The sequence below is a fragment of the Nesterenkonia muleiensis genome (assembly GCF_003600155.1).
Taxonomy (GTDB): Bacteria; Actinomycetota; Actinomycetes; order Actinomycetales; family Micrococcaceae; genus Nesterenkonia; species Nesterenkonia muleiensis.
Genome location: NZ_QWLD01000040.1, coordinates 108,929 through 132,200 on the forward strand (window position 1 = coordinate 108,929; position 23,272 = coordinate 132,200).

The following is a 23,272-nucleotide window of genomic DNA, read 5'->3' on the forward strand; positions in this document are numbered from 1 at the left end:
ATAATATAGTTTGAGTTATAAACGTAAGTAGCATGAAGATAACTAAATATGGAAAACTCGGCACTGTAGCGGCAAGTCCGGCGTCTACACGAGCCAATCGTAAGCGTCAAGCATCGTTCGGGTTCACGATAGTTGAGCTCATGATCGTGATCGTCGTGATTGCAATCTTGGCTGCGATTAGCATTGTCGCGTACACCGGGGTGCAAGGGCGGACATATGACACTACTGTTCAGAGTGACTTGAGGGGATTTGCCAACCAGCTTGAAATGTTCCGCGCGGCTACGGGCAGTATCCAGTGCGCGTCGACTTCTTTGAGGGGGTCTTTGAACGTGAAGTAGGGGCGCCGCAGTTCTCAGCTACTGCGTATACCCAAGATGGCGGAGTCTCTCCGGCAGGGCTGCACAACCTGCTCTACTGTTCGCCCGGAGCACCTAATGATTACACCTATGCGGTGATTGCCCGTAGTCGCGGCGGCAATACCTGGCAGGTAGACGCCCACGGCGTGCGGCCCTACGACGGCCCAGTGAATATGCACTCACACCCATTGTGCGAGGCAGCAGGAGCCCCGATCCACAGCTCGGGTGTTGAGTACCGCGTATGGCTCTACAAAGATGACGGATGGCCGGAGTTTGTCCGTGCATAGGTCTGTTGACAATCCGGGATCAGGCATCAATCACGGCTTCACCATAGTAGAACTCATGGTGGTCGTCGTCGTGATCGCTATCTTGGCCGCCATCTCGATCGTGGCGTATACCGGGGTTCAGAACAGGGCTCATGACTCGGTCGTCCAGCAGAATTTGCGGCAGATCGGTACCGCCTTGGATAGCCGGGTTTTCATGGGGGATCGCGTTCCTCACGTCATGTACGCCGGTGACGATGACGATAGAAAATTGGAGCACAATCTCAGTCAGTGGAGCGATGTTGGCATCAGCAAGGGATCGTACTCAACTGAGCAGTCAGTGAATCTTGTTGTGTGTAAGATCCACGACGGGTCTGAGTTCTCATTAGCGGCATGGAGTCGGAGCGGCAACGGATTCGCTTATCAAAACGGTGCCGTTGCCTCATTCGGTGAGGCACCTGGTGCGGGCAACAGTGACACCGCTCGGATTTGCGAAGCCATGGGATTCATCCGCGGGGGTGGACTGCCTGCGAGCAAGCAGCGGTGGGGTTCTGGTTGGCTCTACGAGAATCACCAGTGGCGGCTCTAGCGCGATGACCACTTGAACTGTTTCTTCAGCTCTTCCTGCTCTGCTAGTAGCCGTGCATGCTCTTCGCGCAGAGTCTGGTTGTCCGCTTCCAGCTCCTGCGGATTTTCGGCGTAGAACTTATCCATCCAGCTCTTCAGCGTTCCGGGCGCAATGCCGTACTGCCGCGCCACTTGGGCTGTGGTCTCGTGACCCTGACGTCGAGCGGCAATGACATCGCGCCGGAAGTCGTCGGAGTAGCGAACCATATGTCTATTCTGCCTCAGCTCAGATGCTGTGGGTCTCGCTTCAGCGTCTCGAGCAGTTCGTAAGTGAGCTGGCGGACAGAGACGGCAATGGGGTTGCCCGTCATTGCACTCGTCGGCTGGTCTGTGGCGTTATCGATGTTGAACCAGCCCAGCTTCTCCTCGTTGGCGATGGACTCGTATTCGGAGTTTGGCTTCGGATCGACGTGTGCTCCACCCTCCTTATTGGCGAGCTCGAGAACCATCTGCTTCCGATTCCACTTCCGGTCGTCATCAAGCCGCATGACCGGCTCCTCCCACCAGGCAGTGAATGATGCCTCCCTCTTCACTGGCATGATGTCCAGCCCGGCCGAGTAGCTCCAGCCGCCCTGGCCATCATATGAGATGCCGACAAGGCCGTGATCGGCCATTTCGTTTCCAGGCTCGATCGGTCCGGCCGTGTCGATCCACTTCAGCTTGTCCTTGATCTCGAGTTGCCCCAGGAGCGAGTGCGATCTGTCCGTGTCATGGACCAGCACGCGCACAATCGTGGCGAGTCGGAGAGCTTCATCTTCAAAGCCCTGGTCGTATGACTCCGCAGATCGTTCGAGGAATCTGAGCTGTGTCTTCAGCTTCTCCACGAGAGCCGGGCGTTCCCTCCGGCGCTTCTTAGCGTTCGATGCTCGGCCCATCTACAGCTCCCTCGTTCGTGGTGGCGATGTCCCTGAGTAGCCTAATCTGCGGGTCGGACGCGGCTCCTGTTATTGGGCCGCGTTACCAACGTCGCCGCCCGCAGTCTTCTCAGCGAAGACTTGATGTGCGATAATAAGAACAGTTCGCAACTAGCGGTTCTGAGCTCGTCAACTCCCGCTCTGCGAGGATCCAACTCCAGGCCAGATCGGTGCGGTGCACATCTGCATGTCCGAGGTCGCCGGTAGTGTGGATCACGAATCACTGAACACACCTGCGGGTGAGGGAGACGCACAATCGCATGAGCAGCAGACTCACTGAGTATCAGGCGAAGTATTTCGCTCATGAGCTCCAGCGCAGTTATGCCAACGATCATGTCGGCAAGCTGGCGGGGCTGCTCTTCGATGCGCAGGTGGAGCCGAAGCCACACCAGATCGATGCGGCACTGTTCGCGCTGCAGACGCCGTTCCTCAAGGGCGTAGTGCTTGCGGATGAGGTCGGCCTCGGGAAGACCATCGAGGCTGGGATTGTCATCTCGCAGTTCTCGGCTGAGCGTAAGCGCCGGGTACTGATCATCGCCCCGTCGAGTCTCCGTCAGCAGTGGAAGCAGGAGCTGCACGAGAAGTTCCTGCTCCCGGCCCAAGTAGCCGACAGCAAGAACAAGGATGCTCTGCTGGCCGAGGCCAACACGTCTCGGGCGGAGATCATCATCTGCTCCTACGAGTTCGTGTTGCGCCACCAGGATGCGCTGCTTCGTCATTGGGATCTGGTGGTTGCCGATGAGGCGCATCGGCTGCGTAATCATTACACCAGCAAGGCCAAGATCGCTGACGCCGTCTCCAGTGTGGTGCGCGGAGCGACGAAGACGGTGCTTCTAACGGCGACGCCGTTGCAGAACCGGCTGGAAGAGCTTTACGGGCTGGTCTCGGTCTTTGACCCGAATTACTTCACCTCGCTGGATGCCTTCCGCGAGCGGTACATCAAGAACCGCGACTTCACCGGCGATGATGATCTAGTCGCTCGCGTTGCCGCACTCTCTAAGCGCACGCTGCGTCGGGATGCGCAGAAGTACATCCGCTTCACCAAACGTATGCCGCTGACCGTGGAGTTCACCCCATCGGTAGAAGAACAACGGCTCTACGAGCTGGTCAACGATTACCTCCAGCGTGATGAACTGTTCGCATTCGCTGGTTCCCAGCGGCACCTGAGCGCTCTGATTATCCGTAAGCGCCTGGGATCCTCGACCTATGCAGTGGCGAGCACGCTGGAGAACATCGCCAACCGACTGGCGGACGAGTTGGCAACTGGTCAGCGCCGTGATGGCCGCGGCGGGCTGTTCGTCGTCGACGATCTCACCAGCGATGAATTGGAAGAAGCCGAGGAGAGCCGTCGGGAGGATCGCTTCGACCCGAATAACCAGTCGATCACCAGGGCGATCCGTGCGGAGGTCCAAGAGCTGCGCGACTACGCCGCCTTGGCTCGTTCGATCACGGTCAATCAAAAGGCGGTCAAGCTGGGCGACGCGCTGGATCAGGGCTTCGCGAAACTGCGCGAGATTGGTGCCCCTGAGAAGGCGATCATCTTCACCGACAGCACTAAGACCCAGGAGTATCTGGCTCGCACGCTCCAGGAGAACGGCCGCGGTGAGGGGCTGGTGGTGTTCAACGGCACCAACGATTCACCCGGGGCCACTCGGATCTATCAGGAGTGGCTGAAGCGCCACCGCGAGTCCGACATGGTCACTGGTATCCCGGCGATGGATCGGCGCAAGGCGTTGGTGGACTACTTCCGTGACCGGGGCACCATCATGATCGCTACCGAAGCGGCGGCAGAAGGTATCAATCTGCAGTTCTGCTCGATGCTGGTCAACTATGACCTGCCGTGGAATCCGCAGCGTGTGGAGCAGCGTATTGGTCGTGTGCACCGCTTCGGGCAGAAGCACAACGTGGTGGTGGTCAACTTCTCCAATAAGGGCAACGTCGCTGAGCAGCGGATCCTGGAGCTGTTGGAGACTAAGTTCCACCTGTTTGAGAGTGTCTTCGGTGCTAGCGACGAGGTGCTTGGTGCTATCGAGGATGGCCTGGACTTCGAGAAGAAGATCTCCGACATCCTTAACCGCCACCGCACTGCCGAAGAGATCGACGCCGCCTTCAAGCAGTTGGAGCAGCAGTACGCTTCCGAGATCTCGCAGGAGATGGCCAACGCGAAGGCCAAGGTCTTCGACAATCTCGACCCGCACGTCCAGGATCGGCTGAAAGCCTACGATGCCCAGTCGGGTGAGGTGCTGAACAAGTTCGAGCGTCTCTTGCTGGCACTGACCCGCTATCAGTTACGCGACTACGCGGACTTCCACGGGGATGGACGGCAGTTCATCCTGCGCTCCGCCCCGGTTGCCGATGTGCCGACTGGGCAGTACTTCTTCAAGTCCAAACCGCTGGAGAACGGCCATCAGTACCGCTATTCCAGCCCGCTGGCACGGCACGTCATTGAGACGGCACAGGCCACCGATACTCCGCCTCGGGAGTTGACGTTCAGCCTCGGTCAGTCTGAGCGCGTTACCAGCGGCGCGAAGAGCCTGGCTGGAAAGTCAGGCGAACTGACCGTGAACCTGGTGACCTTCAGCATGACCGCAGGCGAGCAGGACATCTCCGAGTCCTACATCCTGGCAGGGGGCTACACCGACGACGGTGACTGGATTGACGAGGAGCACGTCGCCGACCTGCTCGACCTCACCTGCACTCACGTCGGCAGTGACGTCACCATCGACGCCTCGCGATTCGCTGAGAAGCTTGACGAACGCAAGGCCGAGCTCGAGCACGAGGTCCAGGGGCGGAATGCGCAGTACTACAACCAGCAGGAGGAAGTCCTCGACCGTCAGATCCAGGACAAGCGTGCTGAGTGCAACGCCAAGTTGCGCGAGTACGAGGCCAAGGAGAAGGAAGCCCGGAAACTCGCCAAGAACGCTGACGACCCCGCCGAGCAGCTGAAGCACAAGAAGCATGCCCGCAAGTGGGGCCAGCGCATCCACGAGGCCGAGGATGACTTCCGTGTAGAACGACGACGTCTGCGCGACCAAGCAGACGAATACCTTGAACTCATCGAGCAAGCCCTGCGCGGCACCCAGGCAACTGAGCATCTGTTCGCCATCCGATGGCGCGTGGAAGCCTAGTCAGAAACTTTGATAATTGTTAATATATATTCAGAAAGATGAAAATATATGCATGACGAACTGAATGAGATTCCCGGTGCGACTCCGGACTTCCGCACGGAGCTAGCCGAGAAGCTGGCGGAGCTGGTGCCCGAGGCGGTAGCTGACGGCAAGATTGACACCAAGAAGCTAGAGGAGCTGCTCGACGGCGACGCAGCTGATACTCGCGAACGCTTCGGCTTGTTCTGGCCCGGCAAGAAGCGCGCTCTACGCGCTGCTCAGGAGCCGACCACGGCAACCCTGGTGCCGGATAAGGATAACAGCAAGGATTGGGACACCACTCAGAACGTGTTCATCGAGGGCGACAACCTCGAAGTGCTGAAGATCCTGCAGAAGCACTATCACGGCAAGATCAAGATGATCTACATCGATCCGCCGTACAACACCGGCCAGGACTTCGTATACCCGGACAACTACCAGGAGGGTTTGAAGTCCTACCTGGAGTTCACCAAACAGGTGGACGAGGGCGGCAAGAAACTCAGCACCAACAGTGACCAGGCAGGCCGCTACCACTCCAACTGGCTGAACATGATGTATCCGCGGCTGAAGCTCGCTCGGAACTTGCTCACGGACGATGGCGCCATCTTCATCTCAATTGACGATCATGAGTCAGGGAACCTTCGGAGACTGTGTGACGAGATGTTCGGTGAGGCGAACTTTCAAGCCGATATTTCTTGGCAGAAACGCTACACCCGCAGTAACAACACACAAGACTTCACCACTGTAGTCGAGCACCTTCTCGTCTATTCACGATCCGAAAGTTTCGTCGTGAACTTGCTGCCTCGGACCGGGGAAGCGGATGAACGGTACGCGAATCCAGACAATGACCCACGTGGTCCTTGGAAAGGTGCCTCGTTCTTGAATCCTGCGACACCGGCTGAACGCCCGAACCTCAGCTATCCGCTTATCAACCCAAATACTGGCAACGTGACAATGCCGGACAGGAAGGCGTGGCGGCGCTCAGAAAGTGAATTCAACAAGCTCCAGCAAGAAGGCCGCCTGTATTGGGGTAGGGATGGCACGTCCGCAGTGCCTTCCATAAAGATGTTTCTCTCCGAGGCTCGAGGCCTTACACCGGTCAATTTCTGGGAACATTCATACGCGGGGAACACGGACGAGGGCACCCGAGATGTGAGCAAGCTCTTCGGTCGCGATGTATTCAACAACCCGAAGCCCGTGAGGCTTCTGCAGAGAGTATTGGAACATGCCAGTGCGGCTGACTCACTCGTACTGGATTTCTTTGCCGGCTCGGGGACTCTTGGACATGCAGCCATGAAGTTGAATGCTATTGACGGAGGAGCGCGTAGGGTCATTCAGGTCCAATTACCCGAGCCTGTTCCCAGTACTTCACAGGCTCACCTTGCAGGCTTTAGAACAATTGCGGATATTTCTCGCGAACGTCTACGAAGAGCAACAGACACTATCGAAGAAGAGCACTCGGATATCCTGGCTGAGCGGGATAAGCCGCTGGACGCTGGGTTCAGAGCTTACAAACTCTCTGATACAAACTTCGCCAAGTGGCGACTCACCAGTGATGTTGCGGAGACGGAACTCGAGCAGCATCTGCTGAGCTTGCGTGAGAGCGCGGATGACCAGGCCACGCAGGAGGCTCTGTTGACAGAGCTTCTGCTGAAGCGCGGATACTCACTGACCGAGCAAGTTGACGTGTTCGACGTGTCTGGGTTGGAGATTCACGGCGTCAAAGATGCTGAGGGTGACTACGGTCTGCTGGCATATCTGAACGAGCATCAGAAGCCAACGCTGGAGCAATTGCGTGCATTGGTGGACGCGGCTGAGGCGCAGATCGTGATCCTGGAGGATGCCTTCCTGGGCGATGATCAGCTGAAGACCAACCTGGCGCAGCTGTGTAAGTCCAAGGGTATTGAGCTGTGGACGGCGTAAGGGGCTGGTGATGAAGTTCAAGTTTCAAGACGACCTGCCTTACCAGTTAGCCGCCATCAGCTCGGTGGTTGATCTGTTCGATGGTCAACCGCAGGATGCCGAGAAGCTTGCCACGCGTCTCCGCGGCCAGCTGCCAGACATGGATTCTAATTCCCAGGCCGCGCTGGATATTGACCTCCGCCAAGAGGTCGGCGCAGTTGGCAACAACCTGGTGCTAGACCACGACTCGGTACTGAAGAACCTTCAAGAGGTGCAGGACCGTAATGGTCTGCCAGTCTCGGAGGAGCTAGCGGATGGTGCGCTGGACTTCGATATTGAGATGGAGACCGGTACCGGCAAGACCTACGTCTATCTGCGCACAATCTTCGAGCTGGCGCAGCGGTATAACTTCAGCAAGTTCGTCATCCTGGTGCCGAGCGTGGCGATCCGCGAGGGTGTGAACACCAGCATCGAGCTGATGCGCGAACACTTCCGCAAGCTCTACCCGGCGCTGCCGTTCGATGCTTCCGTCTACAGTGGGCAGACCGCTGAGGAGGTCCAGTCGTTCGCGACGTCGACGAACGTGCAGATCATGGTGATGACCATTGACTCTGTGCGTGGCGATAAGAACACTCGCATCATTCACCAGGAGCGCGACAAGCTCAACGGTCTGCGTCCGATCGACTATCTGAAAGCTACTCGCCCTGTGGTGGTCATGGACGAGCCGCAGAACATGGAGTCTCTGCTCTCGCAGAGTGCCGTCAGCGAACTTGACCCGACCTGTACGCTGCGCTACTCAGCAACGCACCGTAAGCAAAGGAACGTGATTTACCGGCTTGATCCGGTGGATGCGCACGACATGAATTTAGTTAAGCAGATCGTGGTGGCCGAGACCACGCAGCACGGCTCGGATGCGACGCCGTATATCAAGCTGGTGGACGTGCGCCGCGAGCCGCGCTGGGAGGCCAAGCTCGAGCTATCCGTGCGGAAGAAGGATGGCTCACTGGCCCGCACCCAGAAGTGGGTACGTCAGAACCAGGATCTGGCTACCGTCACCGACAACTCCGCGTATGAGAACAACTGGCGGGTTAATGAGATCAGCCTGGAGCCTGCGTACGTGGAGCTGACCAACCATGGCATGCTTCAGCTGGGCGAGGAGATCGGTGGTAACGCTCAGGCGATCTATCGCGAGATGATCCGCGAGACCATCCGTGAGCACCTGCGCAAGGAAATGATCCTCCGCGAGCAAGGCGTGAAGGTGCTGAGCCTGTTCTTCATCGACAAGGTCGCCAGTTATATGGGCGAGGGCACCAGCAATGAAGACGCCGATGGGCAGTTCGCCCAGTGGTTCGATGAGTTATTCCGCGAGGAACGCGACAAGTCACCGATCTACCAGGAGCTGCTGCCGCAAGATCCAACTGAGCTGCGTCGGGCCTACTTCTCCGCGATCCGGAAGAAGAACTCCGTCGAGTACAAGGACACCTCCGGTTCCACCAAGGCTGATGATGATTCTTACGACCTGATCATGCGGGATAAAGCGCGACTGCTCAGTCAGGATGAGCCAGTGCGGTTTATCTTCTCCCACTCCGCGTTGCGCGAGGGCTGGGATAACCCGAACGTCTTCCAGATCTGTACCCTGCGCGAGATGGGTGCCGAGACCGAACGCCGTCAGACAATCGGGCGCGGCCTGCGCCTGCCGGTCAATTACAAGGGTGAGCGCATCAGCGACCGCGGGATAGCTCAGCTGACCGTGATCGCCAACGAGTCATACCAGCAGTTCGCCAAGAGCCTCCAGCAGGACTACGCCAAGGCCGGGGTGCAGATCGGCTTCGTGCGTAAGGGCGAGTTCTCAAAGATCATTCACCCCGAGGCACCCGATGAACGCGGTATTGGCTTCCAGAAGTCCGCGTCAATTTGGGAGCACTTGGTCCAGCGCGGATTCCTGGACAAGGACGGCAAGGTGCTGGCCAACTTCGCGCCGCAGAACGAGGGCTTCACACTCGGATTCAATGCGGACTTCGCCTGGGCCGAGCAGCCAGTCATCGCCGCGGTGAATAAGTGCAAGCTGGAGAACGTGGTCAAGCAGCGGAAGAATCGCCGACCACGGAAGCTCAACAAGCAGCTGTACATGAGTGAGGAGTTCCAGGACTTCTGGGACGCCATCTCTCGCCGCACCACCTACCGTGTGGAGGTCCAGCGCGGCGAACTGATCCGCAACGCTGTGGCGGCGATCAGCAAGGAGTCCGAGATTCAGCCGCTGCGCATTCAGGTGACTAAGGCCGGGGTGCAGATCCTCCGCGGCGGAGCGAAAGGCCAAGAGCTCAGCAGCCGCCAGGCAGACCTGCGAGGTGGGTACGACCTGCCGGATGTCATCTCCGAGCTGCAGGAAGCAACCTCGCTGACCCGCAAGACGATCATCGACATCCTGGTGCAGTCCCGACGGCTGGGGGAGTTCATCTCCAACCCGAACGACTACATCCAGATGGTCAAGCGATGCATCACCACCGAGCTGTCGAAGATCGTGGTCGAAGGCATTCAGTACGAGCCGATCGCCGGAAGCGTCTATGAACTGCGCGAGCTCCAGGAGGATGGCGAGAAGGAGAAGGACCGCTTCATCGACCAGATGTACGAGGTCAAGAACCAGCAGAAGACTGACTTTGACTACGTTGTCTACGACTCGAGTGTGGAGCGGCAGTTCGCCGAGATGCTGGACTCCCGTGAGGACATTCGCCTGTTCATGAAGCTACCTGACAAGTTCAAGATCGACACCCCGGTCGGCCCGTACAACCCGGACTGGGCGATCGTGAAGGTCGAGGACGGCCAGCAGAAGCTCTACATGATCCGCGAGACCAAGAGCACCAGCGATGCCAACCAGCTGCGCCCAACCGAACAAGCCAAGATCGACTCAGCCAAGAAGCACTTCGCCGCCATCGGCGTCAACTACGCCAAATCAAGTCCAGAGGGGCGGAATCTGTGAGGATCAAGTCGGTAGGAATCAAGAACTTTCGGGCGCTTAGGGACGCTGAGATTGAGTTCGACTCAGTCACTACCTTCATAGGGCCGAACGGAGTTGGTAAGTCGACTGTTCTCCGTGCACTTGACTGGTTCTTCAACCGTGGCAAGGGCCAGGAGCTTACAGAGGACGACTACTCGTTTGGGGTGGCGCACGAGGACATATCAGTTCGGGTTACTTTTACAGACCTCACTGTCACGGACCGTGAAGCGCTGGGCAAGTACGTAACTGAAGGAACTACTACCTTCACCGCCTGGAAGATCCACCGTGCATCGAACGGCGAGGAGATTCTCTCTGCTAATGCTAAAGGGTACCCAGACTTTACACCCATTAGGTCAGAGCCCAAGGTCGCTGACATGCGCAAACTCTACAGTGGATTGCGATCTGATCGACCGGAGCTCGAATTGCCTTCGGCAACCACGAAAGCAGCTATAGAGTAGGCGATGACTGAATGGGAGGCTGACCACGTCGACCAGCTAGTCGATGCCCCGGAAGCGCTGGAAACAAACTTTTTCGGGTTCAACAGTGGCGGCAAGATGAGCGGCCTCTTCGACTTTGTTCTTGTGACGGCAGATCTGCGTGCGAGTGAAGAATCGACGGATGGTAAGTCCAGCATTATCGGACGCATCCTAGAACGATCCGTGGACCGCACTGCCGCAGATGAGGACATCGCCAGGATCGTCGAAGAGAGCCGCCAGAAGCAACAAGACGTCTATAGGGAAAAGTTCAATGATCAGCTTGAAGGGCTCACCACACAGCTGAACGAGGTTGTCCACACTTATGCGCCAGATCGCGAAGTGAGAGTTACACCTTCAGAGGTAGAACTCAAAGCTCCGCGCACGACTTTCTCAGTGTCCGTGTTGGACGGTGAAGATCAAACTCCCGTTGAGAACCAGGGGCATGGATTTCAACGCACGCTTCTTGTATCGGCGCTTCAGGTTCTGGCGGAATCGGGCACAGCGGGAGACCAAGGAGTTATTTGCCTGGCTATCGAAGAGCCAGAACTGTTTCAGCATCCCATCCAGGCGCAGACTTTCGCCAAAGTGCTACGAACACTTGCGGAAGATTCAGGTAAACGTATCCAGATCACATATGCGACGCACAGTCCTTACTTCGTAGAGACGCGTCACTTCAACCAGGTGCGACGGCTGACTCGAACTGAGAATCCGACCCCCTCCGTAACGGTACATTCGGCCACCGTCGATGAGGTTAAGGAGAAGCTGGATGGTGTCACAAAGGCAGTATCCGTCGAGAGCCAGTTGGATAGTGTCATAGCCAATCAATTACCTGTGGCGTTGTTCGCTCAGAGAGCCCTAGTCGTTGAAGGAACCACCGAATCAGCAGTGTTCCACGGAATCGCGGACAGAGCTGGCGCTGGTTCTCTCGAAGCAAAGGGCGTCGCTGTTGTTCCTGCTGGAGGAAAAAGTTCTATCCCCCTGGCACATGCGATCCTCAGTTGTATGGGCATCCCGGCATATGCCCTATTTGATGGCGATGGAGGCTTCGAAGCTCGCGCCAAAGCTAATGGCAAAGACCAGGACAAGATTGAAAATGAGAAGAATGGGCACGTTGCGGCGAACCGATCTGTTCTCAAATATTTCGGGCTAGACGTTACTGATTTTCCACCTTCTCAGATCGGAGAGTCTGCTGCCGTATTTGAAGATCATTTGGAAACGTTCTTGACCAAAGAATGGCCCAAGTGGGCAGAGTCCTGCACGACTATCGAGAAGGATACGGGTGTCTCCTTGAGGAAGAACCAGTCCGTATATAGGTCGGCGACGGTCACTGCTGAAGGCAAGGTGCCAGAGATGCTTGAACAAGTTATCGCCAAAGCTGAAGGGCGAGGAGACTGACCGGCACATGAGCAGTGCTCAATACCGTAGAGAGCTTGACCGTAAGCGTAAGCAGCGGATCGATGCCGAAGCTAAAGCCGGAGAGTGCAGGACCAAAGAGTCCAAGAAGCGCGCTGAGGCAGATAAGGCGCAGCAGGAGGCCGGGAAGTCTAAGAACGCTTCGACTATCAGGATGAAGCTCAGACGAGCGGATCAACGAGACAAAGAAGCGGCTACTGCAGGCAAAGAAGCCAGCAGGTGGCAGAAGAAAGCTTCGGACTACGCAAAACAAGAGGCGGATGCCCAAAAGAAGCTGACTCGAGCCGAAGCATCTGAAGCTGCTGTAGCCGAGAGACGGCAGAAGCGTGAATCGGCACTGGCGCAGCGTCGTGAAGTCGCTCAACGCGCTGAATCTGAGGCACCGCTGGCCCGAACTGAACAGACCGTAGGCAACGTGATGACTATGCTCCGTGCCCCGAAGCCCGAGAAGCTTCGGATTCTGCTTCTTGGATCCGCTTCCGAGGGTGATTTGCGGGTTGGGCGGGAGCAAAAGCGGATCCGGTCCGCGGTCGAGTCCGCGCTCCACCGGGATCTTGTTGAGCTCGATGTCAGGCCAGCCGCGACTACGGAGGACTTGCTCGACGGAATTGCGAAGTTCCGTCCTCACGTTGTCCACTTTTCAGGACACAGTAACGAGGATCTGATTGTGTTCGAGCGCGAACAGGATAATCGCCATCATGGCCATCCGGTTCCAGCCCAGGCCTTCGTCCGCGCTATAGCTGCAACCGATGAGCCTCCACTTCTTGTTCTTCTGAATGCCTGTAAATCTGCAGCGCAAATCGACCAGCTTGTTGAGGACGTAGTCCCTTTGGCCATCGGCATGTCCGACAGCATCCAGGACGGGGACGCCATTGTCTATGCCGCGCAGTTCTACGCTGCCATTGCCAATGGCCAGTCTGTACGTTCAGCACATGCTTCGGGCCAAGCCGCGTTAGAACTTGCTGGTCTGGAGGGACACGACTTGCCGACTCTGGCTACATCCGAAGGGGTTGACCCCTCAAGTACGGTACTCGTGAAGCCTGCAGAATAGACGCTGAATACTCTTCTGTCGTTCTATAGGTTTTCCCGAGATGCCGTGTACTTCGAGATCGTGCGTTTGCTGACGTTGAACTCCTTGACCAACTGGGCGTAGGTGGCTCCCTCGGCCCGGCGTTTACGGAGGGCGGCCACTTGCTCAGCTGTCAGATCGGGCGTTCGTCGCTCGACGCCGTTGACCTGCAGGATGCGCTGCACAGTGGAGCGATGGCATCCGAACTTCTTGCTGATCGTGATCACTGGCACCCCGGCCCGGTATTCCGCGATGAGGCTCTTGGTCTCCTCTGGCGTGAAGCTGCGCGGACGGCGTCCCCGTTGCTTTTTCGGTGGCAGTGTGGGTTTGATTGGCGTATACGCGACATGGCGATACTTCTGCTTGATCTTGGAGGTCGCCTCGACTGCACCCCTGATCTGGTGGAGTTTTGTCGCATCACAGTGCGAGAGGCGCACCAGAACGTCGTTGTTCAAACTAACGATGTCTTTAGTCACGACCCCGCTGGCAGGGTGCCCGGTGGGCTGGATCTTATAGGAAGATCAAACGTCCTCCTTGAACACCTGCGTGGCACCTTCCTGTCACGAGAGGGTGAGGAAGAGTTTCTCCAGCTCCTCGATGGTGAGGCCGTCCTCTTCCTCAGCAGCAGTCTCGGGGTCTGTGATGCAGTGCTGCATGGCTCCAGAGACAATGAGGAAACCGGCACGATCAAGGGCGTTGGATACTGCGGCAAGCTGGGTGACCACCTCTCGGCATGAACCCTTGTCCTCAACCGAGTTGATGACGGAGTCCAGTTGGCCGCGGGCCCGTTTGAGTCTGTTGATGATCTTGCGCTGAGTTTCGGGGTCCGCGCTACGCATGAGGCTTCCTTCGGATGGCGTCGGGTTGATAGAACACGATTAATCATCATCCCATGGGTGTGAGGACGATGCCTTCTGCTGACTTGCAGTGGTGAAAGGGCGCTGGTTCAAGGGTCGGATGTTGGTCGTTGTGGTGTTCTTTCCGACCACGTAGGCCAACAGGGGCAGGGCCAGAGATATCCCGATGAGCGCAGCCCAGCCGACAAGGAGCTTGGTCAAAGGACCTATGGGGAGCGCGCAGTAGGCGGCGGTCATGGGAGGCCTTTCGCCAATGGGACTAGGGGGAGGTCAGCTAGCTGTTTTGGTGTGAGAGCCAGCAATTGCCCAGCCCGGGGGACTGTGGCACTGTTAGTGCCATGCAGAGAACGGTCAGCGCGCACCTCGATATCACCGTCGAAGACCCGGCCGAGATCTTTTTCGTGGTCGCTGCGGCTGCGGCGGATTCTGTGCCTACCCCAAGGATTGACGAAACGCTGAAGCTGCTCCACGATGGCGCTGACCTGAGCTTCACCGAGATCCGGGACCTCCATGGGACCCGGATGCACCGTGCTTGGGCCCCGACCGGGCGGCTGACGCTGGACTACCGTGCAACGGTTGCCGGAGATCCGACGCCCGAGCCGGTCGACCAGGCCGATCTGGTGCGCTACCTCAGGCCGAGCCGCTACTGCCAGTCCGATGTGCTGGCTCCCACCGCACACTACGAGTTCCAGGGCCTGAAGGGGCATGAGGTGATCCACGCCGTGGAGTCCTGGGTCCACTCCCAGCTGTTCTATGTGCCAGGTTCCAGCGGCCCCACCGACGGCGCGGTCGAAACTTTGCTGGGCCGCCAGGGAGTATGCCGGGATTACGCCCACCTGGTCATCGCCCTGCTGCGGGCTATGGATGTCCCGGCCCGCCTGGCCGCGGTCTATGCTCCAGGACTGTCACCCATGGACTTCCACGCCGTGGTCGAAGCCTACGCGGAAGGACGCTGGTACGCGGTGGACGCGACGCGTCTGGCCCCGAGAGCATCACTGGTCCGCATCGCCACCGGCCGCGACGCCGCAGACACTGCTTTCATGACGGCCTCGGGGGCAGGGCCCACGCTGAACAGCATCGAGGTCACTGCCGTCGCAGACTCACTGCCCACCGAGGACCGCGATGAGCGGGTTCAGCTGGCATAAGTGCCTGCTGAAACGAGCAGACCAGCGAATCCCGGATATATGAAAGCCCAGAGGCCCAGGCTGCTGAGCGCCACCACCCCTCCGCGCAGCGTTTCTGCCCCAGCATCGGTTCCGGTGATGAATAGCGGCGGCGCATGAGAGCGAAACGTGCCCACAGCGGCCCATCCAGCTGGATCCGCCTCCTCCCGGTCCTCGGGGTGCTGCTGTGGCTTGGCCTGACCGCCGTGGGCGGTCAGACCTTCGGCAAGCTTTCCGAAGTCGTCTCCAATGACCAGGTCACCTTCCTGCCCGCTGAGGCAGAGTCCACTCAGGCGCTTGAGCTGCGCCAGCAGTTCTCCGACGACGACGCCGTACCGGCCACGGTCATCGCCGAATCCGCAGCAGGTGCCATCGCCGATGAGCAGGGGCCCGAACTGGACGAGGCGGTGGAGGCGATCGCTGGACTGGACGGGGTGCTCCAGGCCCTGCCTCCGGAAGTCTCAGAGGACGGCGAAGCGGTGCAGATCCTGGTTCTGCTGGATGAGCAGGCGGCCGAAGACGGTGCTGTCGCGGCATTGCGCACTACCGTGGATCGGCAACTGCAAGAGCCCGGATGGACAGCACATGTGACCGGGCCGGCGGCACTCTCGGAGGACTTCGCTGCGGCGTTCGCGGGCATCGATGGTCTGCTCCTGGTGGTGGCCATCGCCGCTGTGTTCATCATCCTGGTGCTGGTCTACCGCTCGGTCCTGCTGCCGTTTTTGGTCCTGCTCTCATCGGTCGCGGCACTGTGCGCGGCCATCATCGTCGTCTTCCAGATGGCCCGCAATGACTGGATTCAGCTCAACGGCCAGGCACAGGGGATTCTGTCCATCCTGGTCATCGGTGCGGCCACCAACTACTCTTTGCTGCTGGTGGCCCGCTACCGTGAGGAGCTGCTGGCCGATGAGGACAGGTTCTCCGCGCTGTGGCGGGCCTGGAGACGCTCACTGCCACCGGTTCTGGCCTCCGGCGGGACGGTGGCCGCCGCGCTGCTGTGCCTGCTGGTCTCAGACCTGAACTCGAACCGGGCACTGGGGCCGGTGGCCGCCACCGGAATAGTCTTCGCCGTGCTGGCCACGATGACCTTTCTGCCGGCCCTGCTTGCCCTGCTGGGCCGCCCTGCCTTCTGGCCGAAGATCCCCAGAGCGCTGAATCTGGTTTCGGCAGAGCAGCCGGGCAGGCGGCAGCGGCGGGAAAGCCCCGAACGTACCGGACTGTGGGCAGCGGTGGCGGACGCAGTGCGGCGTCGTCCGCGGCGGATATGGCTGGTGGTGACCCTCCTGCTGGTGATCGGCTCCGCCGGGGTGCTGGATCTGCGGGCCGAAGGTGTCCCGCAGTCCGAACTGGTGCTGGGGGAGACTGACGTCAAAGCCGGCCAGCAGATGCTGGAGCGGCACTTCGACGCCGGCACAGGTGCCCCGGCTGAGGTCTATGTGCCCGCTGGTGAGACAGAACTGGCCTTGGAGATCGTTGAACCCCTCGGCGGGGTGAGCACCGTCTATGCGGTCACCGAGGACGGCTCCCCGGCAGAATCGCCGCAGGAGGCAGCGCAAGCGGAGGGCTATACCCAGCTCTCGGTCACCCTGGCCGACGCCGCTGACTCCCTGGCGGCGGAGAGCACCGTGGTCGAACTGCGGGAGCAGCTGGCCCAGCTGGAGGGAGAGACTCTGGTAGGGGGCACCTCTGCGACTCAGCTGGACACCAACCAGACCGCACAGCGTGACCTGATCACCATCATCCCGCTGATACTGGTGGTGATCCTGGTCTTCCTCATCGTGCTGCTGCGTGCGCTCACCGCTCCGGTGATCCTGCTGGTCACCACCGTGCTGTCCTACTTCACGGCCCTGGGCATCTCAGCGGTGGTGTTCAACTACATCTTCGGGTTCCCCGGCGCTGACCCTACCGTGCCCCTGTTCGGCTTCGTCTTCCTCACCGCCCTGGGGGTGGACTACAACATCTTCCTGGCCACGCGTGCACGGGAGGAGACCCCCTCGCGCGGGCCCAGCGAAGGACTCCTGCACTCACTGGTGGTCACCGGGGGAGTCATCACCAGTGCCGGCATCGTGCTGGCAGCCACTTTCGCCGCGCTGGCGGTGCTGCCGCTGATGTTCATGGTTCAGCTGGCATTCCTGGTGGCGGTCGGGGTGCTCATCGACACCTTTGTGGTCCGGACTCTCCACGTCCCCGCCTTAGGCGTGGACGCCGGAGGGAAGCTCTGGTGGCCATCCTCTCTGACACAGCGACCAGAGCCTCAGCCCGCTTAGATTAGGGCGCCAAGCCGGCTGCGGCGGGACGGAATCCCAGCCTGACATTCTCGCAGCATCCGGGCCGGCAGACGTCGTACCACGGTCCCAGCTCCGTCAGGCGTGGGCGCTGATCAGCCGGCACAGCCTGCATCCGTTCCTTAATCAGATCGACCACCGTGGTCACGAAAGCCGGGTGGACCCCTGGGGTAGGAGTGCGGACCGCCCGCAGCCCTGCCTCTTCCGCGGCCTCCATGGCCTCATTGTCAAGGTCCCAGAGCACTTCCATATGATCGCTGAGGAACCCCAGCGGCACCACAGCCACCGCCTTCACTCCTTCGGCAGGCAGCTCGGCGATCCGGTCGCAGACATCGGGTTCCAGCCACGGCTGGGTGGGCGGGCCGGACCGGGACTGGTAGACCACCTGCCATTCAGTGCCCGGCTGTGCGGCGGACTCTGCGGCCAGCTGCTCCATGATGGCCGCACCGACCGCCTGGTGCTGAGCGGCGTAGGCTCCGCCGTCCCCGAAGTCCTGGTCGCGCGGACCGGAGCGTTCGGCATCGGCGGTGGGGATGCTGTGGGTGGAGAACAGGACCCGGATCTCCTCGGGAGCGAAGCCGGCTGCAGAGAATTCGCTCAGAGCCTCAGCCACGCCTTCTGTGAAGGGCTGGACGAAGCCGGCGGCGTCGAAGTACTGGCCGATCTTGTCGATGAGCACTGTCCCGGCCAGGCCGGTGTCGAGCAGGACCCGGGCGAAGTCCTCCCGGTACTGACGGCAGCTGGAGTATGAGCTGTAGGCGCTGGTGGCCACAGCCAGCAGGCGGGTGTGCCCATTGGCGGCAGCCTCTTTGACAGCATCCTCCAGGTAGGGCCCCCAGTTGCGGTTTCCCCAGTACACCGGAAGGTCGATTCCCTGGCTGCGCAGCTCCTTCTCCAGCACCTCCCGCAGCTGCTTGTTGTGCGCGTTGATGGGGCTGACCCCGCCGAAGTGGCGGTAATGATGGGCCACCTCCTCCAGCCGCTCATCGGGGATGCCGCGGCCCCGGGTGACGTTGCGCAGGAACGGAATCACATCATCCTGCCCCTCCGGTCCGCCGAAGCTCGCCAGCAGAATGGCGTCGTACTCCTGGGGGGCAGCCGCAAAGGGGTGGCCGCCGGCTGAGGCCTCAGCGGCGTGCGGCACCTCAGTGGTCTCGGGGTGAGTCTCGGTCATGCGCGAATTCCTTTCCTGGTAGGTGGTGGGGACAGCCGGGCTGGGGCAGCCGGTGGTGCTGATCAGTCAGGCAGGTGCATGGCCATCAACAGCATGGTCAGCGCTGCCCCGGCGGCGTAGTTGATCCACAGGAAATGTTGCCAGCCGCCATGGGCCTTCGGCGAATCCTGATCGGTGAGGTCACGGAAGGGCCACGCGGCGGCAAGGTAGGGCAGCGCCAGCAGCCCCGCCAGTGCCGCCGGCCACCCGGTGCCCAGCATCAGCGCTCCGGCGGCGCTCCAGAGGGCCAAGGCGAGCCGGACCGTCGCCTTGGCCCCCAGCGCAGTGCCCACAGAGCTGATGCCGGCCTGCCGGTCAGGACCGATGTCCTGCACCGCCCCGAAGGCGTGACTGGCCATGCCCCACAGCAGGAACCCGCCGAGCGCGAATGCCGCAGCAGGCCCGAACCCGCCGCCGGTCAGCACCACCCCATAGACAGCCGGGGTGACGAAGTGCAGGCTGGAGGTCACAGAGTCCAGCACCGGGACCTCTTTGAAACGCAGCGGGGGAGCAGAGTAGGCGACCAGGGCGATCAGGCTGACACCCAGCGCGATCCAGGACGGCCAGGAGCCGATGATCACCAGTACCACCACAAACGGCAGGCAGATGACTGCGGAGGCGATGAGGGTGGCCCGGTGCAGCCGCGGCGGCAGCAGGGCGCCCTCGGCCCCGCCCTTGCGCGGATTCGCGGCGTCGGAGGCGTAGTCATAGACATCGTTGATGCCGTAGAGGGCCAGGTTGTAAGGAATCAGGAAGAAGAGCGTCCCGATGAGCAGGGCGGGGCTGAAGCCACCGCCGGTGAGCAGATAGGCCGCGGCGAAGGGATAGGCGGTGTTGATCCAGCTCAGCGGACGGGAGGACCGCAGCAGATGACCGATCACCGTGGGTTCCCTTTCGCGCCGAGAGGCCCCACCAGGACCCACAGCGCTGGAAGCAGCACGACTGCGGCCAACGGGTAGCTGAAGTCCTCGATCGGTGCCAGACCAAGCCGGATCCCGGAGATCTGCGCATCAGCGTAGGTGAACAGCCCGACCCCGATCATGATGTTGTCGAAGACCGCGGTCAGCACCAGCAGCGCCAGCGCCGCAGCGCAGACAGCCGCCCAGCCGAAGGGCGCCTCTGCTGCGACGCGGCGATGCACCCGGACAGCCCAGAGCGCGGTGAGCACCGCTGCAGCCATGAAGGCGCAGGAGAGCACAAGATAGGTCATCGCCGGCTCACCCGGGTTTCCAGCAGCCGCTGTGAGCCCAGGACCAAGACCATGGTGAGGTGACACAGGAACAGCAGAAAGAACAGCTCCTCCAGGGGAAGCTCCGGGGCGAGCATGACACCGGTCATATACGGCCCGGGACCGTGAAGGAAGATGCCCAGCGCAATGCCGGCTAGGTCCCAGAGCAGGAAGAAGGCGGTGCCGATCACCAGCACCAGGACTGCACGGAGGGGTTCAGCGAAGAGGAACAGGCGGTACCGCCAGTCGATCAGCAGCATGCACCCGGTGGAGATCAGCAGGGCGCCCAGGTAGAGGAGACTCGTCAGCTCAGCCGGCACCGGCGGCCTCCATAGGGGCGGAGGTGGTGTCTCCGCGAAGGGCCTTGAGCACCAACTCCGCACTGATCAGGCACATCGGCACACCGATTCCCGGCATAGTGGTGGCCCCGGCGTAGAACATTCCGGCGAGTTTGGACGAGGCGATCGGCCCCCGCAGGAAAGCGCTCTGTCGCAACGTATGCGCAGGGCCCAGCGCCCCGCCCCGCCAGGCGCCGAAGTCGCGTTCGAAATCTGCTGGACCGATGCTGCGCCGGACCACGACACGCTCAGGAAGGTCCGGAATCCCTGCCCAGGCGGCGATCTGCTCGATGGACTCATCTACCACGTTCTCCACCTGGGGGTCTCCGCCCCCGTCTGTTCCGCCTGCGCCCAGGGCAGTGTCGGCGGTGATCGGGACCAGGACGAAGAGGTTCTCATGACCAGCCGGAGCGACGTCGTCGGTGGCACTGGGCCGGCACACGTAGAGGGAACGCGGTGGGCCGCCTGCCGGCCGCTTACCACTGATCTCGTCGAATCCCTTTTGCCAGTCCTGAGTGAACAGCAGTGAATGGTGCCCCAGCTCAGGAAGCGGCCCCCGGACCCCGAGCATGGCCAACACCGCACTGGGCCCCGGGTCCCGCCGCCGCCAGCTGCGCTCAGAGGTGAGGCGGTGCTCTGGTGTCAGGAGCTTGGTCTCGGTGACATGCATATCCGCGGTGGAGACGACGACGTCGGCCGGGAGGAACTCCCGACCCCCACCCCGGAGAGTGAAGTGGACACCGGTGGCTCTGCCCTTGGCGGCAGTGATGTGCTCAGCCTGGCAGCCGGTGCGCACCACCGCGCCGTGGTCTTCAGCGAGGCGGGCCACGGCAGCCACCACCGAGCTGAACCCGCCACGGGGGTAGAGGACGCCCTGTGAGAGATCCAGGTGACTCATCAGGTGGTACATGCTCGGCGCGGCTGAGGGTGAGGTGCCCAGGAAGACTGCCGGGTAGCCCAGAATCTTCTGCACACGCTGATCAGCGGTATGCCGCGCGATGAACGTATCCAGCGGCTCGGTGAGCAGCTGCAGCAGCCGGGGCAGCTGCTTGAGCACCTTCGGCTCCAGGAAGCTGCGGGCTGAGGTGAAGGTGGAGTAGAGCAATGTGCCCACCGCCAGCCGGTAGGTCTCAGCGGCTGAGTCGAGATAGGACTGCAGCGCGGCTTCATCGGCCCCCAGAGCCACCAGCGCCTCTGCGGCTGAGCGCGCCGGGACGTCGAAGGGGTCGTCCTCCTCTTCGAAGAAGACCCGGTATCCGGGGTTGAGCTCCACCAGGTCAAGCTCCTGCTCGGCGGAGGTGCCGAAGAGAGAGAAGAAGTGCTCAAAGACCTCCGGCATCAGATACCAGGACGGTCCTGTTTCGAACCGGAAGCCCTGGTGCTGCCATTGACCGGCCCGCCCGCCCACCGTCTCCTGGGCCTCCAGCACGGTGACCTGGAACCCTTCGCGGGCCAGCAGAGCGGCGGTGGCCAGTCCTGAGAATCCGGCACCGATGACCACTGCTGTGCGTGGCGGGGTCACGGTCTTGTTCATCGTGGTCCCCCCGCCGGCAGCAGTGCGGAGGCCACAATGCGGGCTTTAGCTCTTCTTGGCACCGAGACGCGGAGGCGGTGAAGCTCTGCAGCAGGGGTGCGGCGCAGCCGTTCGTTGAGCTCACCGAACAGTGCAGCGGCCAGCGCGGTGGCACGGCGCGGGCCAGGCGGGAGCAGGGGTACCGCTTTGCGGGCAGCGGCGAGATCGGCGTCGATATCAGCGATGATCTCACCCTTGCGGTGCTCATTGAGCACACCAGGGGAGGTTCTGGGAAAGTAGGTGCGGCCCAGCTGCTGGGAGTCTTGAGCGAAATCGCGCAGGAAGTTGATCTTCTGAAACGCTGCTCCCAGACTCGCGGCGCCGCTTTCCATGCGGGACAGTTTATCCCGGGGGACCTGATGGCCGTTGAGGAAAACCCGCAGGCACATCAGCCCCACGGCTTCGGCTGAGCCGTGCACGTAGGTGCGGTACTGCTCCTCACTGAGCGAGACCACCGGGGTGAGGTCCCGGCGCATGGAGCGGAAGAAGGCTTCGACCAGGACTTCTTCGATTCCCGCGGATCTGCCGGTCACCGCGAAGGAGTGGACCACCAGGTTGGTGCTGAACCCGCAGCGCAGCGCCGAGAGCGTCTCCTCTTCGAGATCATCGAGCACCGCCCTCCTGGAGTCGGCGTCCAGCCCTGCTTCTTCGGCGGTGCCGTCAACGATCTCATCGGCGACCCTGACCAGTGCATAGACATTGCGAATCTCCGCACGAGTCTGGGCAGGCAGCAGGGCAGTGGCCAGCTTGAACGATGTCGAATACTCGCGGATGACCCGGGAGGAGGCTGATTGCGCTGCCTTGGAGTACAGGCCCAGGGGTGAGGGAAATGCGGAGTCTCTCATCAATGCGCCGGTTCCTGATCGGATCCGAGGCCGGCCGAGCGGTACAGCGGCATCTGCTGAACCTGCAGCACCAACCAGGGGGAGAAGGCCCATGGTGCGGCGGTGACGGCAGAGGTGAGCTTCTCCGGCTGCACCCAGGTGGCCTCAGAGACTTCGCTGGGGTTGATCTGTGGGGCGCCCTGGGCTGAGGCGGTGAAGACCGGGCAGATCTCGTTCTCCACGATCCCGGAGGCGTCGGTGGCTCGGTACCGAAACTCCGGCAGCTCCAGCTGCACCCGGCTCAGACTCAGTCCCAGCTCGTAGCGGGCGTGGCGGTGCACGGCGTCCTCCAGGCCCTCCTCCGGCTGCGGATGACCGCAGAAGGAGTTTGTCCACACCCCTGGCCAGGTATGTTTATGAAGCGAGCGTCGAGTGATCAGCACCTGTCCCTGACCATTGAGAACATGACAGGAGAAGCCCAGATGCAGAGGGGTCTGCGCAGTGTGTACGCGCTCCTTCGGCACAGTGCCGCAGGGCTCGCCGTCCTCGGCAAGAAGGACCACCTGCCGTGCTGGACTCGACATCGGAACCCCATCTCTTATAGTTAGCTTAGCTAGTAAATAGCTTAGC

The 23,272-nt window shown here is 60.8% G+C and carries 21 protein-coding genes; 10 read left to right on the forward strand and 11 right to left on the reverse strand.

What is annotated here, in order from left to right:
* The first annotated feature begins 32 nt into the window (after positions 1 to 32).
* Both DVO78_RS18415 and DVO78_RS11585 read left to right on the forward strand, forming a co-directional pair.
* On the forward strand, positions 33 to 338 hold the full coding sequence (locus DVO78_RS18415; RefSeq protein WP_120005055.1) for a type IV pilin protein: 306 nt from the start codon (positions 33 to 35) through the stop codon (positions 336 to 338).
* A gap of 360 nt (positions 339 to 698) precedes the next feature.
* Complete coding sequence (locus DVO78_RS11585; RefSeq protein ID WP_157984010.1) at positions 699 to 1,208, forward strand: hypothetical protein; 510 nt, start codon at positions 699 to 701, stop codon at positions 1,206 to 1,208.
* On the opposite strand, the gene DVO78_RS11590 is transcribed toward DVO78_RS11585, so the two are convergent.
* Together DVO78_RS11590 and DVO78_RS11595 are read right to left on the reverse strand one after the other, a co-directional pair.
* On the reverse strand, positions 1,205 to 1,453 hold the full coding sequence (locus DVO78_RS11590; RefSeq protein WP_120005057.1) for a transposase: 249 nt from the start codon (positions 1,451 to 1,453) through the stop codon (positions 1,205 to 1,207). The genes DVO78_RS11585 and DVO78_RS11590 overlap by 4 nt on opposite strands.
* A 14-nt stretch (positions 1,454 to 1,467) precedes the next feature.
* On the reverse strand, positions 1,468 to 2,070 hold the full coding sequence (locus DVO78_RS11595) for a hypothetical protein (RefSeq protein WP_120005058.1): 603 nt from the start codon (positions 2,068 to 2,070) through the stop codon (positions 1,468 to 1,470).
* 350 nt (positions 2,071 to 2,420) lie between these two features.
* Here DVO78_RS11595 and DVO78_RS11600 point away from each other — a divergent pair, with 350 nt between their 5' ends.
* The 6 genes from DVO78_RS11600 to DVO78_RS11620 are packed head-to-tail and all read left to right on the forward strand — an operon-like array spanning position 2,421 to position 13,143.
* Positions 2,421 to 5,288, forward strand: coding sequence for an SNF2-related protein (locus tag DVO78_RS11600; RefSeq protein ID WP_120005059.1), 2,868 nt, complete (start codon positions 2,421 to 2,423; stop codon positions 5,286 to 5,288).
* Positions 5,289 to 5,336: 48 nt separating this feature from the next.
* On the forward strand, positions 5,337 to 7,229 hold the full coding sequence (locus DVO78_RS11605) for a site-specific DNA-methyltransferase (RefSeq protein ID WP_120005060.1): 1,893 nt from the start codon (positions 5,337 to 5,339) through the stop codon (positions 7,227 to 7,229).
* 10 nt (positions 7,230 to 7,239) lie between these two features.
* A complete protein-coding gene (locus DVO78_RS11610) occupies positions 7,240 to 10,185 on the forward strand; it encodes a restriction endonuclease (RefSeq protein WP_120005061.1) in 2,946 nt (981 codons plus the stop codon).
* Complete coding sequence (locus DVO78_RS17780; RefSeq protein WP_202912177.1) at positions 10,182 to 10,661, forward strand: ATP-dependent nuclease; 480 nt, start codon at positions 10,182 to 10,184, stop codon at positions 10,659 to 10,661. The genes DVO78_RS11610 and DVO78_RS17780 overlap by 4 nt, the downstream gene beginning before the upstream one ends.
* Positions 10,662 to 10,664: 3 nt before the next feature.
* Positions 10,665 to 12,074 carry an ATP-dependent nuclease gene (locus DVO78_RS11615; RefSeq protein ID WP_202912178.1) on the forward strand — a complete coding sequence of 470 codons (1,410 nt, stop codon included), beginning with the start codon at positions 10,665 to 10,667 and terminating at the stop codon, positions 12,072 to 12,074.
* Positions 12,075 to 12,081: 7 nt separating this feature from the next.
* Positions 12,082 to 13,143, forward strand: coding sequence for a CHAT domain-containing protein (locus DVO78_RS11620; RefSeq protein WP_120005062.1), 1,062 nt, complete (start codon positions 12,082 to 12,084; stop codon positions 13,141 to 13,143).
* 23 nt (positions 13,144 to 13,166) lie between these two features.
* Here DVO78_RS11620 and DVO78_RS11625 read toward each other — a convergent pair whose 3' ends face one another.
* Both DVO78_RS11625 and DVO78_RS11630 read right to left on the reverse strand, forming a co-directional pair.
* Positions 13,167 to 13,637 carry a helix-turn-helix domain-containing protein gene (locus tag DVO78_RS11625; protein ID WP_157984011.1) on the reverse strand — a complete coding sequence of 157 codons (471 nt, stop codon included), beginning with the start codon at positions 13,635 to 13,637 and terminating at the stop codon, positions 13,167 to 13,169.
* 84 nt (positions 13,638 to 13,721) lie between these two features.
* Positions 13,722 to 14,000 carry a metal-sensitive transcriptional regulator gene (locus DVO78_RS11630; RefSeq protein WP_120005064.1) on the reverse strand — a complete coding sequence of 93 codons (279 nt, stop codon included), beginning with the start codon at positions 13,998 to 14,000 and terminating at the stop codon, positions 13,722 to 13,724.
* A 356-nt stretch (positions 14,001 to 14,356) separates the two neighbouring features.
* Between DVO78_RS11630 and DVO78_RS11640 the strand changes: the two genes are divergently transcribed.
* Positions 14,357 to 15,163, forward strand: a complete 807-nt coding sequence (locus DVO78_RS11640) for a transglutaminase-like domain-containing protein (protein ID WP_120005066.1) — start codon at positions 14,357 to 14,359, stop codon at positions 15,161 to 15,163.
* Positions 15,164 to 15,297: 134 nt separating this feature from the next.
* Positions 15,298 to 17,448, forward strand: coding sequence for an MMPL family transporter (locus DVO78_RS11645; protein ID WP_120005067.1), 2,151 nt, complete (start codon positions 15,298 to 15,300; stop codon positions 17,446 to 17,448).
* A 1-nt stretch (position 17,449) separates the two neighbouring features.
* Here the strand turns inward: DVO78_RS11645 and DVO78_RS11650 are convergent, their stop codons facing one another.
* The 7 genes from DVO78_RS11650 to idi form a co-directional block, all read right to left on the reverse strand.
* Entirely contained in the window at positions 17,450 to 18,640 is a 1,191-nt protein-coding gene (locus DVO78_RS11650; RefSeq protein ID WP_120005068.1) for a ferrochelatase, read from the reverse strand.
* A 62-nt stretch (positions 18,641 to 18,702) separates the two neighbouring features.
* The gene (locus tag DVO78_RS11655) at positions 18,703 to 19,560 is read right to left on the reverse strand and encodes a prenyltransferase (RefSeq protein ID WP_157984012.1); all 858 of its coding nucleotides are present in this window, start codon (positions 19,558 to 19,560) and stop codon (positions 18,703 to 18,705) included.
* Complete coding sequence (locus tag DVO78_RS17575) at positions 19,557 to 19,889, reverse strand: lycopene cyclase domain-containing protein (RefSeq protein ID WP_157984013.1); 333 nt, start codon at positions 19,887 to 19,889, stop codon at positions 19,557 to 19,559. The genes DVO78_RS11655 and DVO78_RS17575 overlap by 4 nt, the downstream gene beginning before the upstream one ends.
* Positions 19,886 to 20,227 carry a lycopene cyclase domain-containing protein gene (locus DVO78_RS11660; RefSeq protein ID WP_120005069.1) on the reverse strand — a complete coding sequence of 114 codons (342 nt, stop codon included), beginning with the start codon at positions 20,225 to 20,227 and terminating at the stop codon, positions 19,886 to 19,888. Before DVO78_RS11660 ends, DVO78_RS17575 begins: the two co-directional genes overlap by 4 nt.
* Positions 20,217 to 21,779: a phytoene desaturase family protein gene (crtI, locus tag DVO78_RS11665; protein WP_120005070.1), complete on the reverse strand. Its 1,563-nt coding sequence runs from the start codon at positions 21,777 to 21,779 to the stop codon at positions 20,217 to 20,219. Before crtI ends, DVO78_RS11660 begins: the two co-directional genes overlap by 11 nt.
* Positions 21,776 to 22,663, reverse strand: a complete 888-nt coding sequence (locus tag DVO78_RS11670; RefSeq protein ID WP_120005071.1) for a phytoene/squalene synthase family protein — start codon at positions 22,661 to 22,663, stop codon at positions 21,776 to 21,778. The genes crtI and DVO78_RS11670 overlap by 4 nt, the downstream gene beginning before the upstream one ends.
* Positions 22,663 to 23,226, reverse strand: a complete 564-nt coding sequence (gene idi, locus DVO78_RS11675) for an isopentenyl-diphosphate Delta-isomerase (protein WP_120005072.1) — start codon at positions 23,224 to 23,226, stop codon at positions 22,663 to 22,665. Before idi ends, DVO78_RS11670 begins: the two co-directional genes overlap by 1 nt.
* Positions 23,227 to 23,272 lie beyond the last annotated feature (46 nt).

Excerpts from the sequence above, each read along its gene's own strand:
- DVO78_RS18415 (WP_120005055.1), top strand. The coding sequence starts at position 33 with ATGAAGATAACTAAATATGGAAAACTCGGCACTGTAGCGGCAAGTCCG.
- DVO78_RS11585 (WP_157984010.1), top strand. The coding sequence starts at position 699 with ATGGTGGTCGTCGTCGTGATCGCTATCTTGGCCGCCATCTCGATCGTG.
- DVO78_RS11590 (WP_120005057.1), bottom strand. The coding sequence starts at position 1,453 with ATGGTTCGCTACTCCGACGACTTCCGGCGCGATGTCATTGCCGCTCGA.
- DVO78_RS11600 (WP_120005059.1), top strand. The coding sequence starts at position 2,421 with ATGAGCAGCAGACTCACTGAGTATCAGGCGAAGTATTTCGCTCATGAG.
- DVO78_RS11605 (WP_120005060.1), top strand. The coding sequence starts at position 5,337 with ATGCATGACGAACTGAATGAGATTCCCGGTGCGACTCCGGACTTCCGC.
- DVO78_RS11610 (WP_120005061.1), top strand. The coding sequence starts at position 7,240 with ATGAAGTTCAAGTTTCAAGACGACCTGCCTTACCAGTTAGCCGCCATC.
- DVO78_RS11615 (WP_202912178.1), top strand. The coding sequence starts at position 10,665 with ATGACTGAATGGGAGGCTGACCACGTCGACCAGCTAGTCGATGCCCCG.
- DVO78_RS11620 (WP_120005062.1), top strand. The coding sequence starts at position 12,082 with ATGAGCAGTGCTCAATACCGTAGAGAGCTTGACCGTAAGCGTAAGCAG.
- DVO78_RS11630 (WP_120005064.1), bottom strand. The coding sequence starts at position 14,000 with ATGCGTAGCGCGGACCCCGAAACTCAGCGCAAGATCATCAACAGACTC.
- DVO78_RS11640 (WP_120005066.1), top strand. The coding sequence starts at position 14,357 with ATGCAGAGAACGGTCAGCGCGCACCTCGATATCACCGTCGAAGACCCG.
- DVO78_RS11645 (WP_120005067.1), top strand. The coding sequence starts at position 15,298 with ATGAGAGCGAAACGTGCCCACAGCGGCCCATCCAGCTGGATCCGCCTC.
- DVO78_RS11650 (WP_120005068.1), bottom strand. The coding sequence starts at position 18,640 with ATGACCGAGACTCACCCCGAGACCACTGAGGTGCCGCACGCCGCTGAG.
- DVO78_RS17575 (WP_157984013.1), bottom strand. The coding sequence starts at position 19,889 with ATGACCTATCTTGTGCTCTCCTGCGCCTTCATGGCTGCAGCGGTGCTC.
- crtI (WP_120005070.1), bottom strand. The coding sequence starts at position 21,779 with ATGAACAAGACCGTGACCCCGCCACGCACAGCAGTGGTCATCGGTGCC.
- DVO78_RS11670 (WP_120005071.1), bottom strand. The coding sequence starts at position 22,663 with ATGAGAGACTCCGCATTTCCCTCACCCCTGGGCCTGTACTCCAAGGCA.
- idi (WP_120005072.1), bottom strand. The coding sequence starts at position 23,226 with ATGTCGAGTCCAGCACGGCAGGTGGTCCTTCTTGCCGAGGACGGCGAG.